This is a genomic window from Streptomyces sp. NPDC012827, from assembly GCF_042900905.1.
Taxonomy (GTDB): domain Bacteria; phylum Actinomycetota; class Actinomycetes; order Streptomycetales; family Streptomycetaceae; genus Streptomyces; species Streptomyces gulbargensis.
Genome location: NZ_JBIBBY010000003.1, coordinates 590,764 through 612,605, shown reverse-complemented (window position 1 = coordinate 612,605; position 21,842 = coordinate 590,764). Strand labels below are relative to the sequence as shown.

Genomic DNA, 21,842 nt, shown 5'->3' with positions numbered 1-21,842 from the left:
ACGCCCCCTGCCTGACGTCCCTCACGGTGCCCCTGGAACGCGCCCACCGCGCCCCCAGGGGCACCCCTGTGAGGCCTCCTGGCCGGTTTGCGCACCGAGGGATCACCGCGGCACGCCGGGGCATGAAATCATGGCGTGCACGCCAACCGGTGCTTCCCGAGCAGTGGTTGGAGGACCGGAAACGAATTCAGGCCACGGCCTTCAGGGGGAGGAACGATGGCGGACAGCTTCGGACCGGTGCTCAGCGAGCGCGAGCACGGTGGCGCGGTCATCCCGGAGACAGCTCCGGAGGGATCGGATTCGGACAGCGGAGCCTTCCGCAAAGAGCCGATCCGGGTCCTCGTGGTGGACGATCACGCCCTTTTCCGCCGGGGACTCGAGATCGTCCTCGCCCACGAGGAGGACATCCAGGTCGTCGGAGAGGCCGGGGACGGCGCCGAAGCCGTCGACAAAGCGGCCGATCTGCTGCCCGACATCGTCCTGATGGACGTGCGGATGCCTCGGCGCGGCGGCATCGAGGCCTGCACCTCGATCAAGGAAGTGGCCCCCAGCGCGAAGATCATCATGCTGACGATCAGCGACGAGGAGGCCGACCTCTACGACGCCATCAAGGCGGGCGCGACCGGCTACCTCCTCAAGGAGATCTCCACCGACGAGGTGGCGACCGCGATCCGGGCCGTCGCGGACGGCCAGTCGCAGATCAGCCCCTCGATGGCGTCCAAGCTGCTCACCGAGTTCAAGTCGATGATCCAGCGCACCGACGAGCGCCGGCTCGTGCCCGCGCCCCGGCTGACCGACCGCGAGCTGGAGGTCCTCAAGCTCGTCGCGACCGGCATGAACAACCGGGACATCGCCAAGGAACTCTTCATCTCCGAGAACACCGTCAAGAACCACGTGCGGAACATCCTGGAGAAACTCCAGCTGCACTCCCGCATGGAGGCCGTGGTCTACGCGATGCGGGAGAAGATCCTCGAGATCCGCTGAGCCTCTCCTCCGGCAGGAGCCCGCAGGATCCGGAAGGGAGCCTCAGGGCCCGGGGCGGGAACGGCCGCCCCGGACCGGAAGGCCTCAGCCGAGCGCGGTGATCAGGGCCGGAGCCAGCTCCGGGGCGTCCACGCGCTCCACCTTCACCGCGTCGCAGCCCACCCACTCGGCCGCCTCGCGCAGCGCAGCGGCCACGGCCGGCACGGCCTTCGGGCCCTCCAGGGACACCTGCCGGGCCACCAGCGTCCGGCCCTCACGCGCCGGGTCCACCCGGCCGACCAGCCGGCCACCGGCCAGGACCGGCATCGCGAAGTAGCCGTGCACCCGCTTCGGCTTCGGCACGTAGGCCTCCAGGCGGTGGGTGAAGCCGAAGATCCGCTCCGTGCGTGCCCGCTCCCAGATCAGCGAGTCGAACGGCGACAGCAGCGTCGTACGGTGCCGGCCACGGGGTTCCGAGGCCAGCGCCGCCGGGTCGGCCCAGGCGGGCTTCCCCCAGCCGGCCACCGTCACCGGCACCAGGCCGGAGGCCTCGATCACCGCGTCGAACTGCTCGCCCCTGATGCGGTGGTAGTCCGCGATGTCCGCGCGCGTGCCCACTCCGAGCGCCTCGCCCGCCTGCCGCACGAGCCGCCGCACGCACTCGGTGTCGTCCAGGTCGTCGTGCAGCAGCGCGTCGGGGATCGCCCGCTCCGCCAGGTCGTACACGCGCTTCCAGCCGCGCCGCTCGACCACCACCACGTCGCCGAACATCAGCGCCCGCTCGACCGCGATCTTGGTGTCGGACCAGTCCCACCACTCGCCCTTGTTCTTCGCGCCGCCCAGCTCCGTCGCCGTGCGCGGCCCCTCGTCGCGCAGCTGGGAGACGACCTTCTCGTACGTCCCCGGCGCCAGGTCGTGGTGCCACTGGGGCCGGGCGCGGTAGGCGCGGCGGCGGAACGCGAAGTGGGGCCACTCCTCGACGGGCAGGATGCACGCCGCGTGCGACCAGTACTCGAAGGCGTGGGCCTCGGTCCAGTAGGCCCGCTCGACCGTGGGGCGGCCGACCGCGCCGAGGCGCGCGTACGGGACGAGCTCGTGCGAGCGGGCGAGCACCGAGATGGTGTCGAGCTGCACCTGACCGAGCCGGCGCAGGATGCCGCGCACTCCCGCCCGGCGGTCGGCCGCGCCCAGGAACCCCTGGGCGCGCAGCGCGATCCGGCGGGCCTCGTCGGCGGTCAGTTCGGCGGCGGGCGGCGGCACAGTCGTCATGGACCGCACCCTAGGGCCCGGCACCGACAGAAGGGCCGGGAACCGGTCACCCGGTGTCAGGTCAGGGCCTCGCGGTCCTGGGCCGGGAGGTAGGGCAGGGGGCTCGGCAGGCCGAAGTCGGAGGGGAGGAGGGAGGCTATCCAGCAGTCGCGGACCGTCCCGTGGTGGAGGAGCCCGGCACGCTGGACGCCCTCCGGGGTGAATCCGGACCGTTCGATCACGGCCCGCGAGGCCACGTTGCCGACCTCGGCCCGCCAGACGAGGCGGGTGCAGCCGAGACCGGTGAAGGCCCAGTGGGCGAGGGCGCGCACGGTCTCCGTCATGTAGCCGTTGCCGCGGGCCCCGGCGGCCTGCCAGAAGCCGATCTCGTACACACCGGGCTCCTGGGCCCGGAGGGAGGCGGCGGCGAGCAGCGGGCCGCCCTCCAGGAGCTCGACGGCGAACCCGTACTCCCTGTCCTCGCGCCAGCCGTCCGGGACGAGCCGGTTCAGGAAGAAGTCGGCGTCCTCGCGCCTGTACGGGTCGGGCACGGTGGTCCAGCGGCGGATGGCCGGGTCCTGGCAGATGGCGTAGACGGCGTCGGCGTCCTCGGGAAGCCAGTTCCGCAGGCGCAGTCGGTCGGTGGTGAGCGTGACGGGGTCCATGACGGGATTCTGGTGACCGGGGGCACGGGACGCGAACACTTTTCGGGCGGGGCGGCACCTTCCGACCACCTCGGGCGTTCTCATTCCGGGCGCACGTGCGGCTCCGGCACTGCGGGCCTCCCTCCCCGGCGGTGGTCTCGCTTACGATGGCCGTTGCGGTGGGGACCACCTGCCGTGCCCGCGCTCGTGTCCATCACAAGACCCAGTGCCAGGCCCGACCGGCAAGGAGACCAGCCTCAGTGTCCGTCTTCAACAAGCTCATGCGTGCAGGCGAAGGCAAGATCCTGCGCAAACTGCACCGCATCGCGGACCAGGTCAACTCCATCGAAGAGGACTTCGTCAACCTCTCCGACGCCGAGTTGCGGTCGCTGACGGAGGAGTACAAGCAGCGGTACGCCGACGGCGAGAGCCTCGACGACCTGATGCCGGAGGCCTTCGCGACCGTGCGTGAGGCCGCCAAGCGTGTCCTCGGCCAGCGCCACTACGACGTGCAGATCATGGGCGGCGCCGCCCTGCACCTCGGCTACGTCGCCGAGATGAAGACCGGTGAGGGCAAGACCCTCGTCGGCACGCTCCCGGCGTACCTCAACGCGCTCTCGGGCAAGGGCGTGCACCTGATCACCGTCAACGACTACCTGGCCGAGCGCGACTCCGAGCTCATGGGCCGGGTCCACCGCTTCCTGGGCCTGAGCGTCGGCTGCATCCTCGCCAACATGACGCCGGCCCAGCGCCGCGAGCAGTACAACTGCGACATCACGTACGGCACGAACAACGAGTTCGGCTTCGACTACCTGCGCGACAACATGGCCTGGTCGAAGGACGAGCTCGTCCAGCGCGGCCACAACTTCGCCTGTGTCGACGAGGTCGACTCCATCCTCGTAGACGAGGCCCGTACGCCGCTGATCATCTCCGGTCCGGCCGACCAGGCGACCAAGTGGTACGGCGACTTCGCCAAGCTGGTCACCCGCCTGACCCGCGGCGAGCCGGGCAACCCGCTCAAGGGCATCGAGGAGACCGGCGACTACGAGGTCGACGAGAAGAAGCGGACCGTCGGCATCCACGAGTCCGGCGTGGCCAAGGTCGAGGACTGGCTGGGCATCGACAACCTCTACGAGTCGGTCAACACCCCGCTCGTCGGTTACCTGAACAACGCCATCAAGGCGAAGGAACTGTTCAAGAAGGACAAGGACTACGTCGTCATCGACGGCGAGGTCATGATCGTCGACGAGCACACCGGCCGTATCCTCGCCGGCCGCCGCTACAACGAGGGCATGCACCAGGCGATCGAGGCCAAGGAGGGGGTGCAGATCAAGGACGAGAACCAGACGCTCGCCACGATCACCCTCCAGAACTTCTTCCGCCTCTACGACAAGCTCTCCGGCATGACCGGTACGGCCATGACCGAGGCCGCCGAGTTCCACCAGATCTACAAGCTCGGCGTCGTCCCGATCCCGACGAACAAGCCGATGCAGCGCAAGGACCAGTCGGACCTGATCTACCGGACCGAGGTCGCCAAGTTCGCCGCGGTCGTCGACGACATCGCGGAGCGGCACGAGAAGGGCCAGCCGGTCCTCGTCGGCACCACCTCCGTCGAGAAGTCCGAGTACCTCTCGCAGCAGCTGTCGAAGCGGGGCATCCCGCACGAGGTCCTCAACGCCAAGCACCACGAGCGCGAGGCCAGCATCGTCGCCCAGGCGGGCCGCCGCGGTGCCGTCACCGTGGCCACCAACATGGCCGGCCGCGGTACCGACATCAAGCTCGGCGGCAACCCGGACGACCTCGCCGAGGCCGAGCTGCGCCAGGCCGGCCTGGACCCGGTCGAGCACGTGGAGGAGTGGGCCGCCGCCCTCCCCGCCGCCCTGGAGCGCGCCGAGAAGGCCGTGAAGGCGGAGTTCGAGGAGGTCAAGGCGCTGGGCGGGCTGTACGTGCTCGGCACCGAGCGCCACGAGTCGCGCCGTATCGACAACCAGCTCCGCGGCCGTTCCGGCCGTCAGGGCGACCCGGGCGAGTCCCGCTTCTACCTGTCGCTCGGCGACGACCTGATGCGTCTGTTCAAGGCGCAGATGGTGGAGCGCGTGATGGCCATGGCCAACGTGCCGGACGACGTGCCGATCGAGAACAAGATGGTCACCCGCGCCATCGCCTCGGCCCAGTCGCAGGTCGAGACGCAGAACTTCGAGACGCGTAAGAACGTCCTGAAGTACGACGAGGTCCTCAACCGGCAGCGCGAGGTCATCTACGGCGAGCGCCGGCGCGTCCTGGAGGGCGAGGACCTGCACGACCAGATCCGCCACTTCATGGACGACACGATCGACGACTACATCCGCCAGGAGACCGCCGAGGGCTTCGCGGAGGAGTGGGACCTCGACCGGCTGTGGAGCGCGTTCAAGCAGCTCTACCCGGTGAAGGTCACCGTGGAGGAGCTGGAGGACGCGGCCGGCGACCGGGCGGGCATCACCGCCGAGTTCATCGCCGAGGCGGTCAAGAACGACATCCACGAGCAGTACGAGGCGCGCGAGAAGCAGCTCGGCTCGGAGATCATGCGTGAGCTGGAGCGGCGCGTGGTCCTGTCGGTCCTGGACCGCAAGTGGCGCGAGCACCTCTACGAGATGGATTACCTCCAGGAGGGCATCGGCCTGCGGGCCATGGCCCAGAAGGACCCGCTGGTCGAGTACCAGCGCGAGGGCTTCGACATGTTCACCGCCATGATGGAGGGCATCAAGGAGGAGTCCGTCGGCTACCTGTTCAACCTGGAGGTCCAGGTCGAGCAGCAGGTCGAGGAGGTCCCGGTGCAGGCCGGCGCCCCGTCGCTGGACAAGCAGGAGGCGGTGGCGGCCGGTGCCGGGCGCCCCGAGATCCGTGCCAAGGGGCTCGACGCCCCGCAGCGGCCCGACCGGCTCCACTTCTCCGCGCCCACCGTGGACGGCGAGGGCGGGGTCATCGAGGGTGACTTCGCCACCGACGGCGGGGAGCCCGGTGACGGGATGACCCGCGCCGAGCGGCGCAAGGCGCAGAAGAACGCGGGCGGGCGCCGCCGCAAGAAGTGACGCGCCGCCGAGGCTGACGCGGAAGGGGCCGGGCACCGGAAGGTGGTCGGCCCCTTCGTCATGCCCGGCAGGCGGCGCCGGCGCGGGCCGCCGGGCGGAGGTCGTCGAGCTCGACGGCGGCGCACCGCCAGCGGTGGTCGGTGCCGCGCTCGAGGCGGAAGGCCATGGCCCGTACGCGGGAGCCGGTGGCGATGCTGGCGAAGGCCTCGATCACGGTCCGGTCGGCGTCCAGCTGCATCGCGCAGCGGCGCAGGACGGGACGCGGGCCCAGCGACCGCAGGGGGGTGCCGGGGGCGAGGCGGACCAGCTGCTCGTACCCCTCCCCGACGGTGTACCCGAGCATCCAGTGGACCGGGCGCTCGCCGCTGAGCACGGCGAGCAGCCGCTCGGCGAACACGGTGTGCGGGGGCAGCGCGCGGGGCGGGGTGCGGTGCGGAACGGAAGGCCGGACCCCGGCGGCGCCGCGCGGCCGACTGCCGGCCGGGCCGCCGGGCGCGGTGCGGGGGCGCGGGGTACGGGGAGTGACCGGGCGCGAGGTGGCCTGCGGGACGGTGGGCCGGGAGGCCGGGCCGGGCCGGGCGGGCGCCCCGGCGGTTCGCGGGGCGGGCCCGCGGGCGGTTCGTACGGCGGTCGCGGGCTCGGCGGGCGGCGTGGTGGCGAGCGTGGTGGTCATGGCGATCCCCTCCTGGCGCAACGGTGGAGTACCGGTCGGTAACTTCCGTTGGGGATCTTGTACGGGCGGGCCAGGACCGGCGGCAAGGGCCTGGCGTCACCCGGCGACTCCGGAGAGTGATTCCCCTATCAGGGTGAATCGGAAAGAGATCACGCCCAGGGGGTTCGATCGGCCGTTCCCCGGGTGGACGGTGCGGCCCCCCGGCCGCCCACCCCGAAGGGGGACTCCGCACGTATCCTGAGGGCCACTCCGACTACGAAAGCGGCCAGCCATGCGCGTGTACGTCCCCCTGACCCTCCCCGGTCTCGCACAGGCGCACAAGGCGGGCGAGCTGGGCCCCGGCCCGCTGACCGCCTACGCCGTCACCCCCGCCCTGCGCGAGTGGTACGTCTCCGACGACATCGAGGAGCTGGAGTACGCGGCGCTCAACCGGGCCGCCGCCGCCTCACTGCGCCTCCTCGCGGGAGACCCCGGAGCGCCCCGGCGCCGGATCGTCGTCGCCGTCGACGTGGCCGACCGGGAAGCGGCGGTCGACCCCGACCGGGGACTCGACGCCGGCTCCATCGGCGAGGTCCGCATCGCCGGCTCCGTCCCGCTCTCCAACGCGGCTGCGGTGCACGCGGACGCGGACGACGCCCAGGTTGATGTCACCGCGGCGGCGGCCGCGCTCGGCGCGGCGGACCTCGGCGACGACGACGCCCAGTTCGTCGTGGACGGGGCCGAGGACCACGAGCTGCTGTGGTTCGGCGTGCAGGAGATTCCCGGCCTGCTGGGCTGAGGGCCGCGGCGGCCCGCGCAGCCTCCCGTACCGGCACCCTCCCCGCTGTCGGTGGCGCCCGGTACCGTCTTCCCATGGGGAAGCACGGTAAGGGCCGGGGCACGCACCTGGTCTGGGACTGGAACGGCACGCTGCTCGACGACATCGGCGCGGTCATCGACGCCACCAACGCCGCCTTCGCGGAGCTCGGCCTGGAGCCGATCACGCTGGAGCGGTACCGCGAGCTGTACACGGTGCCGGTGCCGAAGTTCTACGAACGGCTCATGGGCCGGCTGCCCACCGACGACGAGTGGACCGTCATGGACGGGGTCTTCCACCGCCACTACTGGCAGCGGGCCGAGGCGTGCGTGCTCACCCCCGGCGCCGCCGAGCTGCTCGCCGCGCGCCAGGCCTCCGGCCTCACGCAGTCGCTGCTCTCGCTCGCGCCGCACACCGACCTGCTGCCGCTCGTCCGCCGGCACGGGATCGCCGAGCGGTTCGTCCGCGTGGACGGGCGGCCCGACCGGTCCACGGACGGCAAGGCCGGACACATGGTGCGCCACCTGACGGCGCTGCGTGACGTCCCGGCGGAGCGGGTCGTCGTCATCGGGGACGCCGCCGACGACGCGTACGCGGCGGCGCACGTGGGCGCCAAGGCCGTGCTGTTCACCGGCGGCTCGCACAGCCGGGCCTCCCTGGAACGGGTGGGCGTGCCGGTGGTCGACTCCCTGGAGGAGGCCGTGGCCGTGGCGGAGGAGCTGGTCTGAGGCGACGGCACCCGGCACCCGGCGCCCGGCCCGCCCGGCACCCCGGCCCGCCCCCCTCAGCCCCTCGCGCGCAGCACCTTCAGGAACTCGCGCATCCACACCGGGTGGTCCGGCCAGGCGCGGGAGGAGACCAGCAGACCGTCCACCACGGCCTCCGTGTCGCGGAACGCGGCCCCGGCCGCCTGCATGTCCAGCTCCAGAGCCGGGTACGCGGTGACCCGGCGGCCCTCCAGGCCGCCCACCGCAGCCGTCAGGAGAGGGCCGTGACAGATCTGCGCCACCGGCTTGTCCGCGTCGAAGAACGACTTCAGGATCTTCCGCAGCTCCGGGTCGTTGCGCAGGTACTCCGGCGCCCGGCCGCCCGGGATCACCACGGCCGCGTACGCGCTCGGGTCCACCTCCGAGAACGCCAGGTCCGCCGGCCAGGTGTAGCCCGGCTTCTCCGTGTACGTGTCGAAGCCCGGCTCGAAGTCGTGCACCACGAACCGGAGCCGCTTGCGGGACGGGGCCGCGATGTCGACCTCGTACCCCTCCTCCAGCAGCCGCTGGTACGGGTACAGCACCTCCAGCGACTCCGCCGCGTCCCCGGTCACGATCAAGATCTTCGCCATGGCGTCTCCCGGATCTCCGTTGGTCGGCCGGCCGCGCCCGGTCCCCGCGCCGCGGTCCCGGCCCCCGGCCGTTCCTCGTGCTCGGTCCACGCTCCCGCGTGCGGCCCGTCCTGCCAAGACCACCCTGTGTCGCTGTCCAGAACGTCAAACTTCCCCTCGCACTTTTGTACACATACGGCTCATGACGATCCGGGGGGCGGGAGCGATAGGCTTTTCCCGTGATCAGCGCGATACGCCGAGGGGGCAACGCAGCCCCCGGCTGCCGCCCGGCCCGCGGAAGCGGCCGGGCCGCCCGTGCGTTCGCCGATCCTCTCCGCCCGGGCGGGCCGTCTCGTATGGCCGATAACGACCCGGGCATCTCTCATCGGGCATACCGTCGACACCGACCGGAATCACCGCGTCGAGGCGTTGTGCCCTTCCTTCCACCGACGTCACGCAACGGCGCGCGACCAGGAGTCAGAGGACATGCAGACCAAGCTGGACGAAGCCAAGGCCGAGCTGCTCGAAAGGGCCGCTCGGGTAGCTGAGCACAGCCCGGTCGGGGGGCGACTTCCGACGGGCTCCGAGGACGGGGAGCGCCCGGACCGGGACACCGTGCTCGACTACCTCCAGCGCTACTACCTGCACACCGCGCCCGAGGACCTCACCGACCGGGACCCGGTGGACGTCTTCGGCGCCGCGCTCTCGCACTACCGGCTCGCCGAGACCCGGCCCCAGGGCACGGCCAGCGTCCGCGTGCACACCCCGACGGTGGAGGAGAACGGCTGGACCAGCAGCCACTCCGTCGTCGAGGTCGTCACCGACGACATGCCCTTCCTCGTCGACTCCGTCACCAACGAGCTGTCCCGCCAGGGCCGCGGCATCCACGTCGTGATCCACCCGCAGGTCCTCGTCCGCCGCGACGTCACCGGCCGCCTCATCGAGGTCCTGACCGCCGAGCCCGCCGAGCGCCCCCACGACGTGCTCACCGAGTCCTGGATCCACGTCGAGATCGACCGCGAGACCGACCGCGCCGACCTCAAGCAGATCACCGCCGACCTGCTGCGGGTCCTCTCCGACGTCCGCGAGACCGTCGAGGACTGGGAGAAGATGCGCGACGCCGCGCTGCGCATCGCCGACGGCCTGCCCGACGAGCCCACCGCCCCGGACCTGCGTCCCACCGAGGTGGAGGAGGCCCGCGAGCTGCTGCGCTGGCTCGCCGACGACCACTTCACCTTCCTCGGCTACCGCGAGTACGAGCTGGTCGACGGTGACGCCCTGGCCGCCGTGCCCGGTACCGGCCTCGGCATCCTGCGCTCCGACCCGCACCACAGCGGCGACGACCAGGGCCACCACGCCCACCCCGTCTCGCCGTCCTTCAGCCGGCTGCCCGCCGACGCCCGCGCCAAGGCGCGCGAGCACAAGCTGCTCATCCTGACGAAGGCGAACAGCCGGGCGACCGTGCACCGCCCCTCGTACCTCGACTACATCGGCGTGAAGAAGTTCGACGCCAACGGCAACGTCGTCGGCGAGCGCCGCTTCCTCGGCCTCTTCTCCTCCGCCGCCTACACCGAGTCCGTCCGCCGCGTCCCGGTCGTCAAGCGCAAGGTCCAGGAGGTCCTGGACGGCGCCGGCTTCTCGCCCAACAGCCACGACGGGCGCGACCTGCTCCAGATCCTGGAGACGTACCCGCGTGACGAGCTGTTCCAGACCCCGGTCGACCAGCTCCAGGCCATCGTCACCAGCGTCCTCTACCTCCAGGAGCGGCGCCGGCTGCGGCTCTACCTGCGCCAGGACGAGTACGGCCGCTACTACTCGGCCCTCGTCTACCTGCCGCGCGACCGCTACACCACCCGCGTCCGGCTGCGGATCATCGAGATCCTCAAGGAGGAGCTCGGCGGCACCAGCGTCGACTTCACCGCCTGGAACACCGAGTCGATCCTCTCCCGCCTCCACTTCGTCGTCCGCGTCGAGCCCGGCACCGAACTCGCCAAGCTCACCGACGCCGACGTCGACCGCATCGAGTCCCGGCTCGTCGACGCCGCCCGCTCGTGGTCCGACGGCTTCGGCGAGGCCCTCAACGCCGAGTGCGGCGAGGAGCGCGCCGCCGAGCTGCTGCGCCGCTACGGCAACGCCTTCCCCGAGGGCTACAAGGCCGACCACTCGCCGCGCGCCGCCGTGTCCGACCTCGTCCACCTCGAGGCCCTCGCCCAGAGCGGCAAGGACTTCGCGCTCTCCCTCTACGAGCCCGTCGGCGCCGCGCCCGGCGAGCGCCGCTTCAAGGTCTACAAGGTCGGCGACCCGATCTCCCTGTCCGCCGTGCTCCCGGTCCTCAACCGTCTCGGCGTCGAGGTCACCGACGAGCGCCCGTACGAGCTGCGCGGCGCCGACCGCGCCCGCAAGGCCTGGATCTACGACTTCGGCCTGCGGATGCCCGTCTCCTCCGGCAACGGCGGCGACTACCTCGGCGACGACGCCCGCGAGCGCTTCCAGGAGGCCTTCGCCGCCACCTGGACCGGCGCGGCCGAGAACGACAACTTCAACTCGCTCGTCCTGTCCGCCGGGCTCACCTGGCGGCAGGCGATGGTGCTGCGCGCCTACGCCAAGTACCTGCGCCAGGCCGGTTCGACGTTCAGCCAGGACTACATGGAGGACACCCTCCGCAACAACGTCCACACCACCCGGCTGCTCGTCTCCCTCTTCGAGGCCCGCATGGCCCCGGAGCGCCAGCGCGCCGGCACCGAGCTGACCGACGGCATCCTGGAGGAGCTGGACGGCGCCCTCGACCAGGTCGCGAGCCTGGACGAGGACCGCATCCTGCGCTCCTTCCTCACCGTCATCAAGGCGACCCTGCGGACGAACTTCTTCCAGAAGGCCGCCGACGGCACCCCGCACGCCTACGTGTCGATGAAGTTCGACCCGCAGGCCATCCCCGACCTGCCGGCCCCGCGCCCCGCCTTCGAGATCTGGGTGTACTCGCCGCGCGTCGAGGGCGTCCACCTGCGCTTCGGCAAGGTCGCCCGAGGCGGCCTGCGCTGGTCCGACCGCCGCGAGGACTTCCGTACCGAGATCCTCGGCCTGGTCAAGGCGCAGATGGTGAAGAACACCGTCATCGTGCCCGTCGGCGCGAAGGGCGGCTTCGTCGCCAAGCAGCTCCCGGACCCGTCCGTGGACCGGGACGCCTGGCTGGCCGAGGGCGTCGCCGCGTACAAGACGTTCATCTCCGCCCTGCTCGACATCACCGACAACCTCGTCGCGGGCGAGGTCGTGCCGCCGGTCGACGTGGTCCGCCACGACGAGGACGACACCTACCTCGTCGTCGCCGCCGACAAGGGCACCGCCACCTTCTCCGACATCGCCAACGGCGTCGCGGAGTCGTACGGCTTCTGGCTCGGTGACGCCTTCGCCTCCGGCGGCTCCGCCGGCTACGACCACAAGGGCATGGGCATCACCGCCCGCGGCGCCTGGGAGTCGGTCAAGCGCCACTTCCGCGAGCTGGGCCACGACACCCAGACCGAGGACTTCACCGTCGTCGGCGTCGGCGACATGTCCGGCGACGTCTTCGGCAACGGCATGCTGCTCTCCGAGCACATCCGTCTCGTGGCCGCGTTCGACCACCGCCACATCTTCGTCGACCCGAACCCGGACGCGGCCGTCTCGTACGCCGAGCGCCGCCGCCTGTTCGAGCTGCCCCGTTCCTCCTGGGCCGACTACGACACCTCCCTCATCTCCGCGGGCGGCGGTGTCTTCCCGCGCAGCGCCAAGTCGATCCCGGTCAACGCGCAGATGCGGGCCGCCCTCGGCATCGAGGACGGCGTCACCAAGATGACCCCCGCCGAGCTGATGAAGGCGATCCTGCGGGCCCCCGTCGACCTGCTGTGGAACGGCGGCATCGGTACGTACGTCAAGGCGTCCACCGAGTCCCACGCGGACGTCGGCGACAAGGCCAACGACGCCATCCGCGTCGACGGCCAGGACGTGCGCGCCAAGGTCATCGGCGAGGGCGGCAACCTCGGCGCGACCCAGCTGGGCCGCATCGAGTTCGCCCGTGCCGGCGGCAGGGTGAACACCGACGCCATCGACAACAGCGCCGGCGTCAACACCTCCGACCTCGAGGTCAACATCAAGATCCTGCTCAACGGGCTCGTCGCCGAGGGCGACATGACCGTCAAGCAGCGCAACAAGATCCTCGCGGAGATGACCGACGAGGTCGGCACGCTCGTCCTGCGCAACAACTACGCGCAGAACGTGGCGCTGGCCAACGCCGTCGCCCAGTCCCCGTCCCTGCTCCACGCCCACCAGCGGTTCATGCGCCGCCTGGGCCGCGACGGGGCCCTCGACCGGGGCCTGGAGTTCCTCCCGAACGACCGGCAGATCCGCGAGCTCCTCAACAGCGGCAAGGGCCTGAGCCAGCCGGAGCTCGCCGTCCTGCTCGCCTACACCAAGATCACGGTGGCGGACGAGCTGATCGGTACGGAGCTGCCGGACGACCCGTACCTGCGCGAGCTGCTCCACGCGTACTTCCCGACGCTGCTGCGCGAGAAGTTCCCCGAGGCCATCGACGGTCACGCGCTGCGCCGGGAGATCATCACCACGGTCCTGGTCAACGACACCGTCAACACCGGTGGCTCGACCTTCCTGCACCGCCTCCGGGAGGAGACCGGCGCGTCGATCGAGGAGATCGTGCGGGCGCAGACCGCCGCCCGGGCCATCTTCCGGCTCAGCCAGGTCTGGGACGCCGTGGAGGACCTCGACAACCGGGTCCCGGCCGACGTCCAGACCCGCATGCGGCTGCACTCCCGCCGGCTCGTCGAGCGCGGCACGCGCTGGCTGCTGAACAACCGGCCGCAGCCGCTGCGGATCGGCGAGACCATCGACTTCTTCGCCGAGCGCGTGGAGCGGGTCTGGGCGCAGCTGCCGCAGCTGCTGCGCGGCGCGGACCTGGAGTGGTACCAGTCGATCCTGGACGAGCTGACCGGGGTCGGCGTGCCGGAGGAGCTGGCACTGCGCGTCGCCGGGTTCTCCTCCGCCTTCCCGATCCTCGACATCGTGGCGATCGCGGACCGCTCCGGCACGGAGGCCCTGGCGGTGGCCGAGGTCTACTACGACCTGGCCGACCGGCTGCGGATCACCGACCTGATGGACCGGATCATCGAGCTGCCGCGCAGCGACCGCTGGCAGTCCATGGCCCGCGCCTCGATCCGCGAGGACCTCTTCGCGGCGCACGCGGCCCTCACCTCCGACGTGCTGGCGGCGGGCGACGACTCCGCCACGCCGGAGGAGCGGTTCAAGGCCTGGGAGGACAAGAACGCGGCGATCCTGGGCCGCGCCCGGACGACCCTGGAGGAGATCCAGGGCTCGGACACCTTCGACCTGGCGAACCTGTCGGTGGCGATGCGGACCATGCGCACCCTGCTCCGCACCCACAGCTAGGGCGGCATGACGAAGGGCCCCGCCGGAAGCGTCCGGCGGGGCCCTTCGTCATGTCACGTCGGCCGGTTCCGGCTCCGGGGTGACCGTGGCGGTCCACAGCCGGCGGGCGGCGAGCAGGGCCGCCGCCAGGAGCAGGGCGTTGCGGAGCGCGGGCACGGCGAGGCCCGGCAGGGTGCCGGCGATGACGTCGGCGTAGAGCACGGGGTACGTGAGGGAGCTGAGCGCCGCCGCCGGCAGGAGGAGCAGCACCACCGGACGCATCACCGTCGCCCGGGAGGTCAGGCAGACGGCGCCGAGCCCCAGCAGCCAGACCATGTACTGGGGGCTCAGCACCCGGCTGGTGACGGTGAGCAGCAGGACGGCGGCGAGAGCGGCGTCCAGCGGGGTCGCCGGGGTCCAGTGCCGGGCCCGCAGCCGCCACAGCAGCAGCCAGCCGCAGGTGACGACGGTCAGCAGCAGGGAGAGGTACCCGAAGGACGAGACGTACGGTCCGAGGTACTCGAGGGCTCCGTGACGCAGGTCGACCGTGCCGGACCACACGCCGGTGGCGCGGGCCAGCGCCAGGACGGTACCGCCGAGGGACTCGATCTGGACGCCCCGGCCGCCCTGTTCGCGCAGGAAGGCCAGCGGGCCGGTGAAGGACAGCGTGAGGACGCCGAGGAGGGCGCCGGCGGTGACGGCGGCGGCGGTCCACGCCTCCCGGGAGGTACGGCCCCGGGGGGTGCCGATCAGGGTGAGCAGCGGCCACACCTTCACCAGGGCGCCGAGCCCGGCGAGCGCACCGCCGATCCGGTGCGCGGCACGGGACCGGGGCCTCTTCAGGGCGAGCAGGGCGAGGACGGCGAGGGCGGTGGCCTGCACGTCGTACCGTGCGAGGGGCACGTGGAGCAGCAGCGGGAGTCCGCAGACCCACACCCAGGCGCCGTGGGTCAGGCGCTCCTGGTCCGCGCGGGCCAGGGCGAACGCGACGAGCGCGTCGGCGAGGAGGGTGAGGACGACGAAGGCCTGGAAGTAGCTGAGCCACGGCAGCACCCCCGGCGACATGATGACGAGCCCGGCGCCGGGCGGGTACTGCCAGGCGGGGTCGCCCACGGGGAAGGAGCCGCCGGCGAACTGCGCGTACCAGTGCCGGTAGAGCAGGTACACCTCCCGGCCCACCCCGCCGATCCCGAGGCCGTCCTTGAGCAGCAGCAGCAGCATCCCCGCCCGGGTGATGACCCAGACGGTGGCGAGCGCGAGAAGGGGACCGTTCCCGACCGTGACGAAGGTGGCGGAGGTGAAGGTCTCCGACTCGAAGGGCGAACGGGTGAGACGTGGCGGCGGGGGAGTGCTGCCGGAGGCGGGCGGAGGAGCGCTCCCGGGCGACGGGGGAGCGCTGCCGGACGGCGGGGGGTGGGGCTGCTCGGTCGTCACCCTCCGACCGTAGTCCGGTACGGGGGGTTCCTCCCTTTTGTGCTCGCCCGTACCGGTGAACGGCCATGGGCGGTCGCGAAGCCCTGGGACCCGCCCGAGGTGAAGGCCTCGTACGCCGCCACGACCTCCTCGGCCGGTCCGTCCATCCGCAGCGTCCCCGCCTCCAGCCACAGGGCCCGCCCGCAGGTCTCCCTGATCGTGGCGTGCGCGTGGCTCACCAGGAAGACGGTCCCCGCCTCCGCCCGCAGCTCGTCGATCCGCCGCCGGCTTCGGCGCTGGAAGCGGGCGTCGCCCGTGGCCAGGGCCTCGTCGATGAGGAGCACGTCGTGGCTCCGGGCGGCCGCGAGGGAGAACCGCAACCGGGCGGCCATCCCGGAGGAGTACGTCCGCAAGGGGCGCGAGATCGCGTCCTCCTTCTCGTTGACGCCGGAGAACTCCACGATGTCGTCGTAGCGGTCCCGGATCTCGGCCCGGCTCATGCCCATGGCGAGGCCGCCCAGAACCACGTTCCGCTCGCCGGTCAGATCGTTCATCAGAGCCGCGTGCACACCGAGCAGAGCGGGCTGCCCCCGGGTGTGGATCCGTCCGTGCTCGACGGGCTGGAGGCCCGCGACGGCCTTCAGGAGGGTGGACTTGCCCGAGCCGTTCGAACCGATCAGGCCGATCGCCTCCCCCCGGTACGCCACGAAGCTCACGCCCCTGACGGCGTGCACCCGCCGGCCGGCGGGCACCGGGCGGCCACGGCGCAGCAGCCCGGCGGGACCGCGGGCCGGCCGGGCTGCTGCGCCGTGCACCGTGTACGAGACGTGCACGTCGTCCACCACGACGGTCGGGATCCTCGGCGCCTCAGCCACGGCCGTACGTCTCCTCCGCCTGCCAGAACCACAGGAACCCGCCCGTGAAGAGCACGACCCCCCAGCCGGCGGCGAGCGCCCAGGCGTGCGGAGGGAGCTGCGCCGCCCCGTGGCTGTCGATGAGCGCGAAGCGCATGAGGTCGATGGAGAGGGCCGCCGGATTGCACTGCAGGGCGAGGACCACGGCCCCGGGGAAGCGGCCGCTCTGCGCCAGGTTCTGGATGGACCACATGGCGCCCGAGGCGTACATCCAGGTGCGCAGCACGAACGGCATGAGCTGGGCGACGTCCGGGGTCCTGGCGGCGAGCCGCGCCGTCACCAGCGCCAGGCCCGTGCTGAACAGTGCCTGGAACAGGAGGGCCGGCACGGCGAGCAGCCAGCTCGGGGCCGGGTACTGGCCGCAGCACAGGAGGATCAGGATGAGCGCGGCGAGCGAGAGCAGCAGCTGCTGGAACTTCTGGAGGGCGAGGGAGAGCGGAAGGGACGCGCGGGGGAAGTGCAGGGCGCGCACCAGGCCGAGATTGCCACTGATCGCCCGTGTCCCGCTCATCACCGTCTCGGCGGTGAAGGTCCACACGAAGACGCCGGTGATCAGGAACGGAACGTAGTCGGGGACGCCGTGCCGGGCGTTCATCAGGACGCCGAAGACCAGGTAGTAGACGGCGGCGTTGAGGAACGGGGTCATCAGCTGCCAGAGCTGGCCGAGGCGCGCTTGACTGTACTGGGCGGTGAGGCGGGCGGTCGCGAAGGCGGCGATGAAGGAGCGGCGGGACCAGAGCTGCCGGACGTACGTCCGGAGTGGCGGGCGGGAGCCGCTGACGGTGAGGCCGTGGCGGCGGGCGAACGCGCCGAGGTCCTCGGCCGGCGCCGCCGGGGCGCCCGGGACGACTGGTGAGGGGGGTGGGGGTGGAGCCAGGATGGTGGTCAACGGGCGCCGCTTTCGACGGAGGGCACGGATCTTCGGCAACGATGGAACGGGTCCGTATCGTCGCTACGAGGAGGCTAGGTGTGTGCACGTCGGAACGCAACCGTATCGTCGTTACGTCGGCGTTGGTTAGGATGCGCCCATGAGCACCCCGCCTCCCCGACGCGCCCCCGCCGGAGCCGCCGTGCTCCGCGAGGACGTCACCCAGGCCATCCGCGCCGCCGTCTTCGAGGAACTAGCGGCCGTCGGGTTCGCCCGGATGTCCATCGAGGGCATCGCGCGCCGCGCCGGTGTCGGCAAGACCGCCGTCTACCGGCGCTGGAAGTCCAAGCTCGCCCTCGTGCTCGACCTCGTCGGCGCCGTCGCCGAACAGGGCCTGCCCGCCCCCGCCACCGGCACCCTCCTCGGCGACGTGCGCGCCCTCCTCGAGGTCGCCGCGCAGGCCCTGCGCCACCCCGTCGCCTCGCGGGTGGTGCCGGACCTCCTCGTCGAAGCCGCCCGGAACCCGGGGATGGCCGACGCCCTCCGGGCGGTCCTCCTCGACGGGCGACAGGGAGTCGTCGCCCGGATCGTGCACGAGGCCGTCGCGCGCGGCGACCTCCCCGGGGGAAGCGACCCCGCACGCGCCCTCGACCTCGTCCTCGGCCCCCTCTACTGGCGTCTCGCCGTCGTCCGCACCGAACTGCCCGAGGGGTACGTGGACGACCTCGCGCGCGCGGCGGTGGCGGCACTCCGGGCCGTCTGACGCCCGTACGCCGCCACCGCCGCCGTGCCCGCGGAGCGGGCCCTACTTCACCGCGCCCGCCATCACGCCCGTGACGAACTGGCGCTGGAAGGCGAAGAAGACGACCAGCGGGATCACCATCGACAGGAAGGCGCCCGGGGCCAGGACGTCCACGTTGTTGCCGAACTGGCGGACCTGCTGCTGGAGGGCCACCGTGATCGGCGGGGACTGGGAATCGGCGAAGATCAGGGCCACCAGCATGTCGTTCCACACCCAGAGGAACTGGAAGATCCCCAGGGAGGCGATGGCCGGGCCGCCGAGCGGCAGCACCACGCGCGTGAACAGCCGGATCTCGCCCGCGCCGTCGAGCCGGGCCGCCTCGAGCAGCTCGCGCGGGATCTCCGCGAAGAAGTTCCGCAGCAGGAACACCGCGAACGGCAGCCCGAAGGCCGTGTGGAACAGCACCACCCCCGCCGTCGTCTCGAACAGTCCGACCACCCCAAACAGCTTCGACACCGGGATCAGCGCCACCTGCACCGGCACCACCAGCAGCGCGACCACCCCCAGGAACCACCAGTCGCGGCCCGGGAACTCCAGCCACGCGAAGGCGTACCCGGCGAACGAGCCGATCACCAGGACCAGGACCGTGGCGGGAACGGTGATCATCACCGTGGACAGCAGCGAGCCGGTGAACGTCTCGTTCGTCAGCAGCCGGGCGTAGTTCTCCGTGGTCAGCTGCGCCGGGGCCGCGAACACCTGCCACCAGCCGCTCTCCGCGATGTCCGACGGCGAACGCAGCGACGACAGCAGCAGCCCCACCGTCGGCAGGAGCCAGAACAGACCGGTCAGGAGGAGGAAGGCGCGCACCGCGCCGCCGGCCGTGCGGGCGGCGATCCGGGTGGCGAGCGACGTCGACGGCCTCACCTGCGGGCCTCCCTTCGCATGCGACGGATGTTGAGCACCATCACCGGCAGTACCAGGAGCAGCAGGACCACCGCGATCGCCGAACCGACCCCCAGGTCCGCGTCCGTCCCGAAGGACGACCGGTACAGCTGCAGCGCCAGCACGTTCGCGTCGTCCTGGGCCGAACCCGGCGCGATGACGAAGACCAGGTCGAAGATCTTCAGCACATTGATCATCAGCGTGACCAGGACGACCCCGAGGACCGGCGCGAGCAGCGGCACCGTGATCCGGCGGAACACCTGCCACTCGTTCGCCCCGTCCACCCGGGCCGCTTCGAGCAGCTCGCGCGGAACGGCCGCCAGCCCGGCCCCGATCAGCACCATCGCGAACCCGGCCCACATCCACACGTACGCGCCGATCACCGCCGGAGTCACCAGCGACGGGCCGAGCCACTCCACGCCGTTGTACTGCTCGCGGAAGTTGTCGGCGGGCAGACGCAGGACGGCTCCCTCGGCGCGGTCCGCCGGCAGCTCGAAGGTGCCGTCGGCGCCCGCCGTGGCCGTCGCGACCACCTTGCCGTCCCGTACCGCCTCGATCCGCAGCCCGGCGAGCCCCTTCTCGGCCGGGTCGACGCGGTTGGGCTTCCCGCCGCCGCCCCGGGTGAAGTCCAGCCAGGCCGTCCCGGTGACCCGGTCCGCCGCCGGTCCGCCGCCCCCGGTGCCCGGTGCGCGCGCCGGCCGGGCCTCCTCCGGCATGTCTCCCGGCGCCACCCCGACCAGCGGGAGGAGCACCGGCACCCCTGCCCGCACCGGGTCCTTCGTCACGTACGCCCCTCCGCCCGCCGCCTGAAGTGGGTGCGCGGGCAGCGGACGGGCCCGCGGGAAGACCGAGGCCTCCGCGAAGGTGTCGTGGACCCCGACCCAGACCGCGTTGGCGATCCCCCGGTCCGGGTCCTGCTCGTACACCAGCCGGAAGATGATCCCGGCGGCCAGCATCGAGATCGCCATCGGCATGAAGACGACCAGCTTGAACGCCGTCCCCCAGCGGACCCGTTCGGTCAGCACCGCGAAGACCAGGCCGAGGGCGGTGGCCACCGCGGGGGCGACCACCAGCCACACCAGGTTGTTGCGGACGGCCGTCCGCAGCGACTCGTCGGTGACGAGGGCCACGTAGTTGTCCAGGCCGACGAAGATCCCACCGGAGCGGTCGAAGAACGACCGCTGGAGCGAGTACCCGATCGGGTAGACGACGAGCGCGCCGAGGAGCAGGACGGCGGGCAGCAGGAACACCGCCGCGACGGTGGTGCTCCCGCGCCGGCCGCCGTTCACGCGTGCCATGGCCCGCGCCTCAGCTCTGCGGGGCCGTGGCCCGGTACGCCTTCGCCGCCTCGACCTCCAGGCGCGCCTGGGTCCCCGCGACGTCCCTCGGGTTCTTCAGGAAGTCCTGGAGCGCCTTCCACTCGCCCTTCCCGGGAGTGCCGCCGAACGACTGCGGCATCTGGTCCGACATGTCGAAGCGGAAGTCGTCACCGGCCCCGATCAGCGCCTTCGCGATCTCCCGCTGGACGTCGTTCGGGTACGCGGCCGGGTCCAGGTTCTTGTTCGGCGAGAGGAACCCGCCCTCGGCCGCCCAGATCCGCGCCGCGTCCGGCGAGGCCAGGAACGCCAGCAGGGCCTGCGCCCCCTTGGTGTCCTTCAGGGCCACGGCCGCGTCGCCCGCCGTCACCACGGGCGCCGCGCCCGAGCCGACCGCCGGGAACGGGAAGACCTTCGCGTCCGTACCGATCTTCGCCTCGGTCTGCGCGATGTTGACGGCGGCGAAGTCCCCCTCGAAGACCATCGCCCCCTTCGGCCGGTCGCCGCCCGTGAACGTCTGCGTCACCGACGCCGGGTACTCGGTCTGGAGCGCCCCGCTCGTCCCGCCCGCGAGCAGCTCCGGCCGGCCGAACAGCTCGGCGAGCGTCTTCAGGGCGGCGGTGACGGACGGATCGGTCCACTTGATCTCGTGCTTGGCCAGCTGGTCGTACTTCTCCGGGCCCGCCTGCGAGAGGTAGACGTTCTCGAACCAGTCGGTGAGCGTCCAGCCGTCCGCGCCGCCGACCGAGACCGGGGTGACGCCGGAGGCCGAGATCGTCTCGGCCGTGGACAGGAACTCCTTCCACGTCTTCGGCTCGGCGGCGCCCGCGTTGTCGAAGGCCGCGGTGTTGTACCAGATCAAGGACTTGTTGGCGGCCTTGAAGTACACCCCGTACGGGGTGCCGTCCACCGCGCCCAGCTCCTGCCAGCCGCGCGAGTAGTTCGCTTCGAGGGCCCGCCGGGCCTCCGGGCCCACCGGCTTGATCCACTTCTGGGCCGCGGCCTGTCGGATGGCGCCGACCTGCGGCAGCATCGCCACGTCCGGCGGAGAACCACCGGCGATCTTCGTCCCGAGGAAGTTCACGATGGGGTCCTGGGCGGGCACGAAGGTGACGGTCGCTCCCGTCCGCTTCTCGAACTCCTTCAGCACCTTGGAGAAGTTCTCCTGCTCGGGGCCCGTCCAGACGGCCGCCACCTCGATCTTCTCGCCCTTCAGCGGTAAGGCCCCGGTGGGGCCCGCGCTCGGGCCCGCATCCGTCGACTTCTCGCCGCCGCAGGCGGTGAGGACGAGCGCGGTGACGGCCGTGAGGACCGTGAGGGTGCCGAATCGTGTGCGTGGACGAAGAGTTGTACGCATTACTGCCCCGTCTCTGTCGTGCGCGTCGCTGTACGTGCCGACAGGTCTACGCCGGGGCGCCGGAGCCCGCAATACCGCCTTCGGGGTCTCGCGGGTGATCGTGATTGGCTCGTGACGTGACGTCAGGCCGGCGGTGCCGGTGACGGGGCGGCAGCCCGGCGGGGGCCG

The 21,842-nt window shown here is 71.8% G+C and carries 16 protein-coding genes; 6 read left to right on the top strand and 10 right to left on the bottom strand.

The features are described from left to right. Nucleotides 1–216 precede the first annotated feature (216 nt). Nucleotides 217–984 (top strand): response regulator transcription factor, encoded by a 768-nt coding sequence (locus ACFY60_RS09295; RefSeq protein WP_309053982.1) that lies wholly within the window; start codon nucleotides 217–219, stop codon nucleotides 982–984. 84 nt (nucleotides 985–1,068) lie between these two features. Here the strand turns inward: ACFY60_RS09295 and ACFY60_RS09290 are convergent, their stop codons facing one another. Both ACFY60_RS09290 and ACFY60_RS09285 read right to left on the bottom strand, forming a co-directional pair. Then, nucleotides 1,069–2,232: a winged helix-turn-helix domain-containing protein gene (locus ACFY60_RS09290; protein WP_388609168.1), complete on the bottom strand. Its 1,164-nt coding sequence runs from the start codon at nucleotides 2,230–2,232 to the stop codon at nucleotides 1,069–1,071. Nucleotides 2,233–2,288: 56 nt separating this feature from the next. After that, nucleotides 2,289–2,876, bottom strand: coding sequence for a GNAT family N-acetyltransferase (locus ACFY60_RS09285; RefSeq protein ID WP_388609166.1), 588 nt, complete (start codon nucleotides 2,874–2,876; stop codon nucleotides 2,289–2,291). A 239-nt stretch (nucleotides 2,877–3,115) separates the two neighbouring features. Between ACFY60_RS09285 and secA the strand changes: the two genes are divergently transcribed. After that, nucleotides 3,116–5,923, top strand: coding sequence for a preprotein translocase subunit SecA (gene secA / locus ACFY60_RS09280; protein WP_388609163.1), 2,808 nt, complete (start codon nucleotides 3,116–3,118; stop codon nucleotides 5,921–5,923). 58 nt (nucleotides 5,924–5,981) lie between these two features. Here the strand turns inward: secA and ACFY60_RS09275 are convergent, their stop codons facing one another. Next, complete coding sequence (locus ACFY60_RS09275; RefSeq protein ID WP_388609161.1) at nucleotides 5,982–6,596, bottom strand: Rv3235 family protein; 615 nt, start codon at nucleotides 6,594–6,596, stop codon at nucleotides 5,982–5,984. Nucleotides 6,597–6,867: 271 nt separating this feature from the next. On the opposite strand from ACFY60_RS09275, the gene ACFY60_RS09270 reads away from it, so the two are divergent. Both ACFY60_RS09270 and ACFY60_RS09265 read left to right on the top strand, forming a co-directional pair. Beyond that, nucleotides 6,868–7,374 carry a DUF6912 family protein gene (locus tag ACFY60_RS09270; RefSeq protein ID WP_388609159.1) on the top strand — a complete coding sequence of 169 codons (507 nt, stop codon included), beginning with the start codon at nucleotides 6,868–6,870 and terminating at the stop codon, nucleotides 7,372–7,374. 74 nt (nucleotides 7,375–7,448) lie between these two features. Next, nucleotides 7,449–8,120 (top strand): HAD family hydrolase, encoded by a 672-nt coding sequence (locus ACFY60_RS09265; protein WP_388609157.1) that lies wholly within the window; start codon nucleotides 7,449–7,451, stop codon nucleotides 8,118–8,120. Nucleotides 8,121–8,176: 56 nt separating this feature from the next. Here the strand turns inward: ACFY60_RS09265 and ACFY60_RS09260 are convergent, their stop codons facing one another. After that, on the bottom strand, nucleotides 8,177–8,731 hold the full coding sequence (locus tag ACFY60_RS09260; protein WP_388609155.1) for a DJ-1/PfpI family protein: 555 nt from the start codon (nucleotides 8,729–8,731) through the stop codon (nucleotides 8,177–8,179). Between the two features lie 465 nt (nucleotides 8,732–9,196). Here ACFY60_RS09260 and ACFY60_RS09255 point away from each other — a divergent pair, with 465 nt between their 5' ends. Further along, entirely contained in the window at nucleotides 9,197–14,143 is a 4,947-nt protein-coding gene (locus ACFY60_RS09255) for an NAD-glutamate dehydrogenase (RefSeq protein WP_388609154.1), read from the top strand. Between the two features lie 48 nt (nucleotides 14,144–14,191). On the opposite strand, the gene ACFY60_RS09250 is transcribed toward ACFY60_RS09255, so the two are convergent. From ACFY60_RS09250 to ACFY60_RS09240, 3 genes are read right to left on the bottom strand one after another with little or no spacing between them, the layout of a single operon-like run. Further along, on the bottom strand, nucleotides 14,192–15,556 hold the full coding sequence (locus ACFY60_RS09250) for a glycosyltransferase family 87 protein (RefSeq protein ID WP_388609151.1): 1,365 nt from the start codon (nucleotides 15,554–15,556) through the stop codon (nucleotides 14,192–14,194). Continuing rightward, nucleotides 15,553–16,410: an ABC transporter ATP-binding protein gene (locus ACFY60_RS09245; protein WP_388609149.1), complete on the bottom strand. Its 858-nt coding sequence runs from the start codon at nucleotides 16,408–16,410 to the stop codon at nucleotides 15,553–15,555. Before ACFY60_RS09245 ends, ACFY60_RS09250 begins: the two co-directional genes overlap by 4 nt. Beyond that, nucleotides 16,403–17,338 (bottom strand): ABC transporter permease, encoded by a 936-nt coding sequence (locus ACFY60_RS09240; RefSeq protein ID WP_388609146.1) that lies wholly within the window; start codon nucleotides 17,336–17,338, stop codon nucleotides 16,403–16,405. Before ACFY60_RS09240 ends, ACFY60_RS09245 begins: the two co-directional genes overlap by 8 nt. A 139-nt stretch (nucleotides 17,339–17,477) precedes the next feature. Here ACFY60_RS09240 and ACFY60_RS09235 point away from each other — a divergent pair, with 139 nt between their 5' ends. Further along, nucleotides 17,478–18,080 carry a TetR/AcrR family transcriptional regulator gene (locus ACFY60_RS09235; RefSeq protein WP_388609144.1) on the top strand — a complete coding sequence of 201 codons (603 nt, stop codon included), beginning with the start codon at nucleotides 17,478–17,480 and terminating at the stop codon, nucleotides 18,078–18,080. A 42-nt stretch (nucleotides 18,081–18,122) separates the two neighbouring features. Here the strand turns inward: ACFY60_RS09235 and ACFY60_RS09230 are convergent, their stop codons facing one another. From ACFY60_RS09230 to ACFY60_RS09220, 3 genes are read right to left on the bottom strand one after another with little or no spacing between them, the layout of a single operon-like run. After that, nucleotides 18,123–18,983 (bottom strand): carbohydrate ABC transporter permease, encoded by an 861-nt coding sequence (locus ACFY60_RS09230; protein ID WP_388609142.1) that lies wholly within the window; start codon nucleotides 18,981–18,983, stop codon nucleotides 18,123–18,125. Then, on the bottom strand, nucleotides 18,980–20,299 hold the full coding sequence (locus tag ACFY60_RS09225) for a carbohydrate ABC transporter permease (protein WP_388609141.1): 1,320 nt from the start codon (nucleotides 20,297–20,299) through the stop codon (nucleotides 18,980–18,982). The genes ACFY60_RS09230 and ACFY60_RS09225 overlap by 4 nt, the downstream gene beginning before the upstream one ends. Before the next feature lie 10 nt (nucleotides 20,300–20,309). Beyond that, nucleotides 20,310–21,674: an ABC transporter substrate-binding protein gene (locus ACFY60_RS09220; RefSeq protein ID WP_388609140.1), complete on the bottom strand. Its 1,365-nt coding sequence runs from the start codon at nucleotides 21,672–21,674 to the stop codon at nucleotides 20,310–20,312. Nucleotides 21,675–21,842: the final 168 nt, after the last annotated feature.

Excerpts from the sequence above, each read along its gene's own strand:
- ACFY60_RS09220 (WP_388609140.1), bottom strand. The coding sequence starts at position 21,674 with ATGCGTACAACTCTTCGTCCACGCACACGATTCGGCACCCTCACGGTC.
- ACFY60_RS09265 (WP_388609157.1), top strand. The coding sequence starts at position 7,449 with ATGGGGAAGCACGGTAAGGGCCGGGGCACGCACCTGGTCTGGGACTGG.
- ACFY60_RS09270 (WP_388609159.1), top strand. The coding sequence starts at position 6,868 with ATGCGCGTGTACGTCCCCCTGACCCTCCCCGGTCTCGCACAGGCGCAC.
- ACFY60_RS09235 (WP_388609144.1), top strand. The coding sequence starts at position 17,478 with ATGAGCACCCCGCCTCCCCGACGCGCCCCCGCCGGAGCCGCCGTGCTC.
- ACFY60_RS09260 (WP_388609155.1), bottom strand. The coding sequence starts at position 8,731 with ATGGCGAAGATCTTGATCGTGACCGGGGACGCGGCGGAGTCGCTGGAG.
- ACFY60_RS09275 (WP_388609161.1), bottom strand. The coding sequence starts at position 6,596 with ATGACCACCACGCTCGCCACCACGCCGCCCGCCGAGCCCGCGACCGCC.
- ACFY60_RS09225 (WP_388609141.1), bottom strand. The coding sequence starts at position 20,299 with ATGGCACGCGTGAACGGCGGCCGGCGCGGGAGCACCACCGTCGCGGCG.
- ACFY60_RS09295 (WP_309053982.1), top strand. The coding sequence starts at position 217 with ATGGCGGACAGCTTCGGACCGGTGCTCAGCGAGCGCGAGCACGGTGGC.
- ACFY60_RS09255 (WP_388609154.1), top strand. The coding sequence starts at position 9,197 with ATGCAGACCAAGCTGGACGAAGCCAAGGCCGAGCTGCTCGAAAGGGCC.
- ACFY60_RS09285 (WP_388609166.1), bottom strand. The coding sequence starts at position 2,876 with ATGGACCCCGTCACGCTCACCACCGACCGACTGCGCCTGCGGAACTGG.
- ACFY60_RS09290 (WP_388609168.1), bottom strand. The coding sequence starts at position 2,232 with ATGACGACTGTGCCGCCGCCCGCCGCCGAACTGACCGCCGACGAGGCC.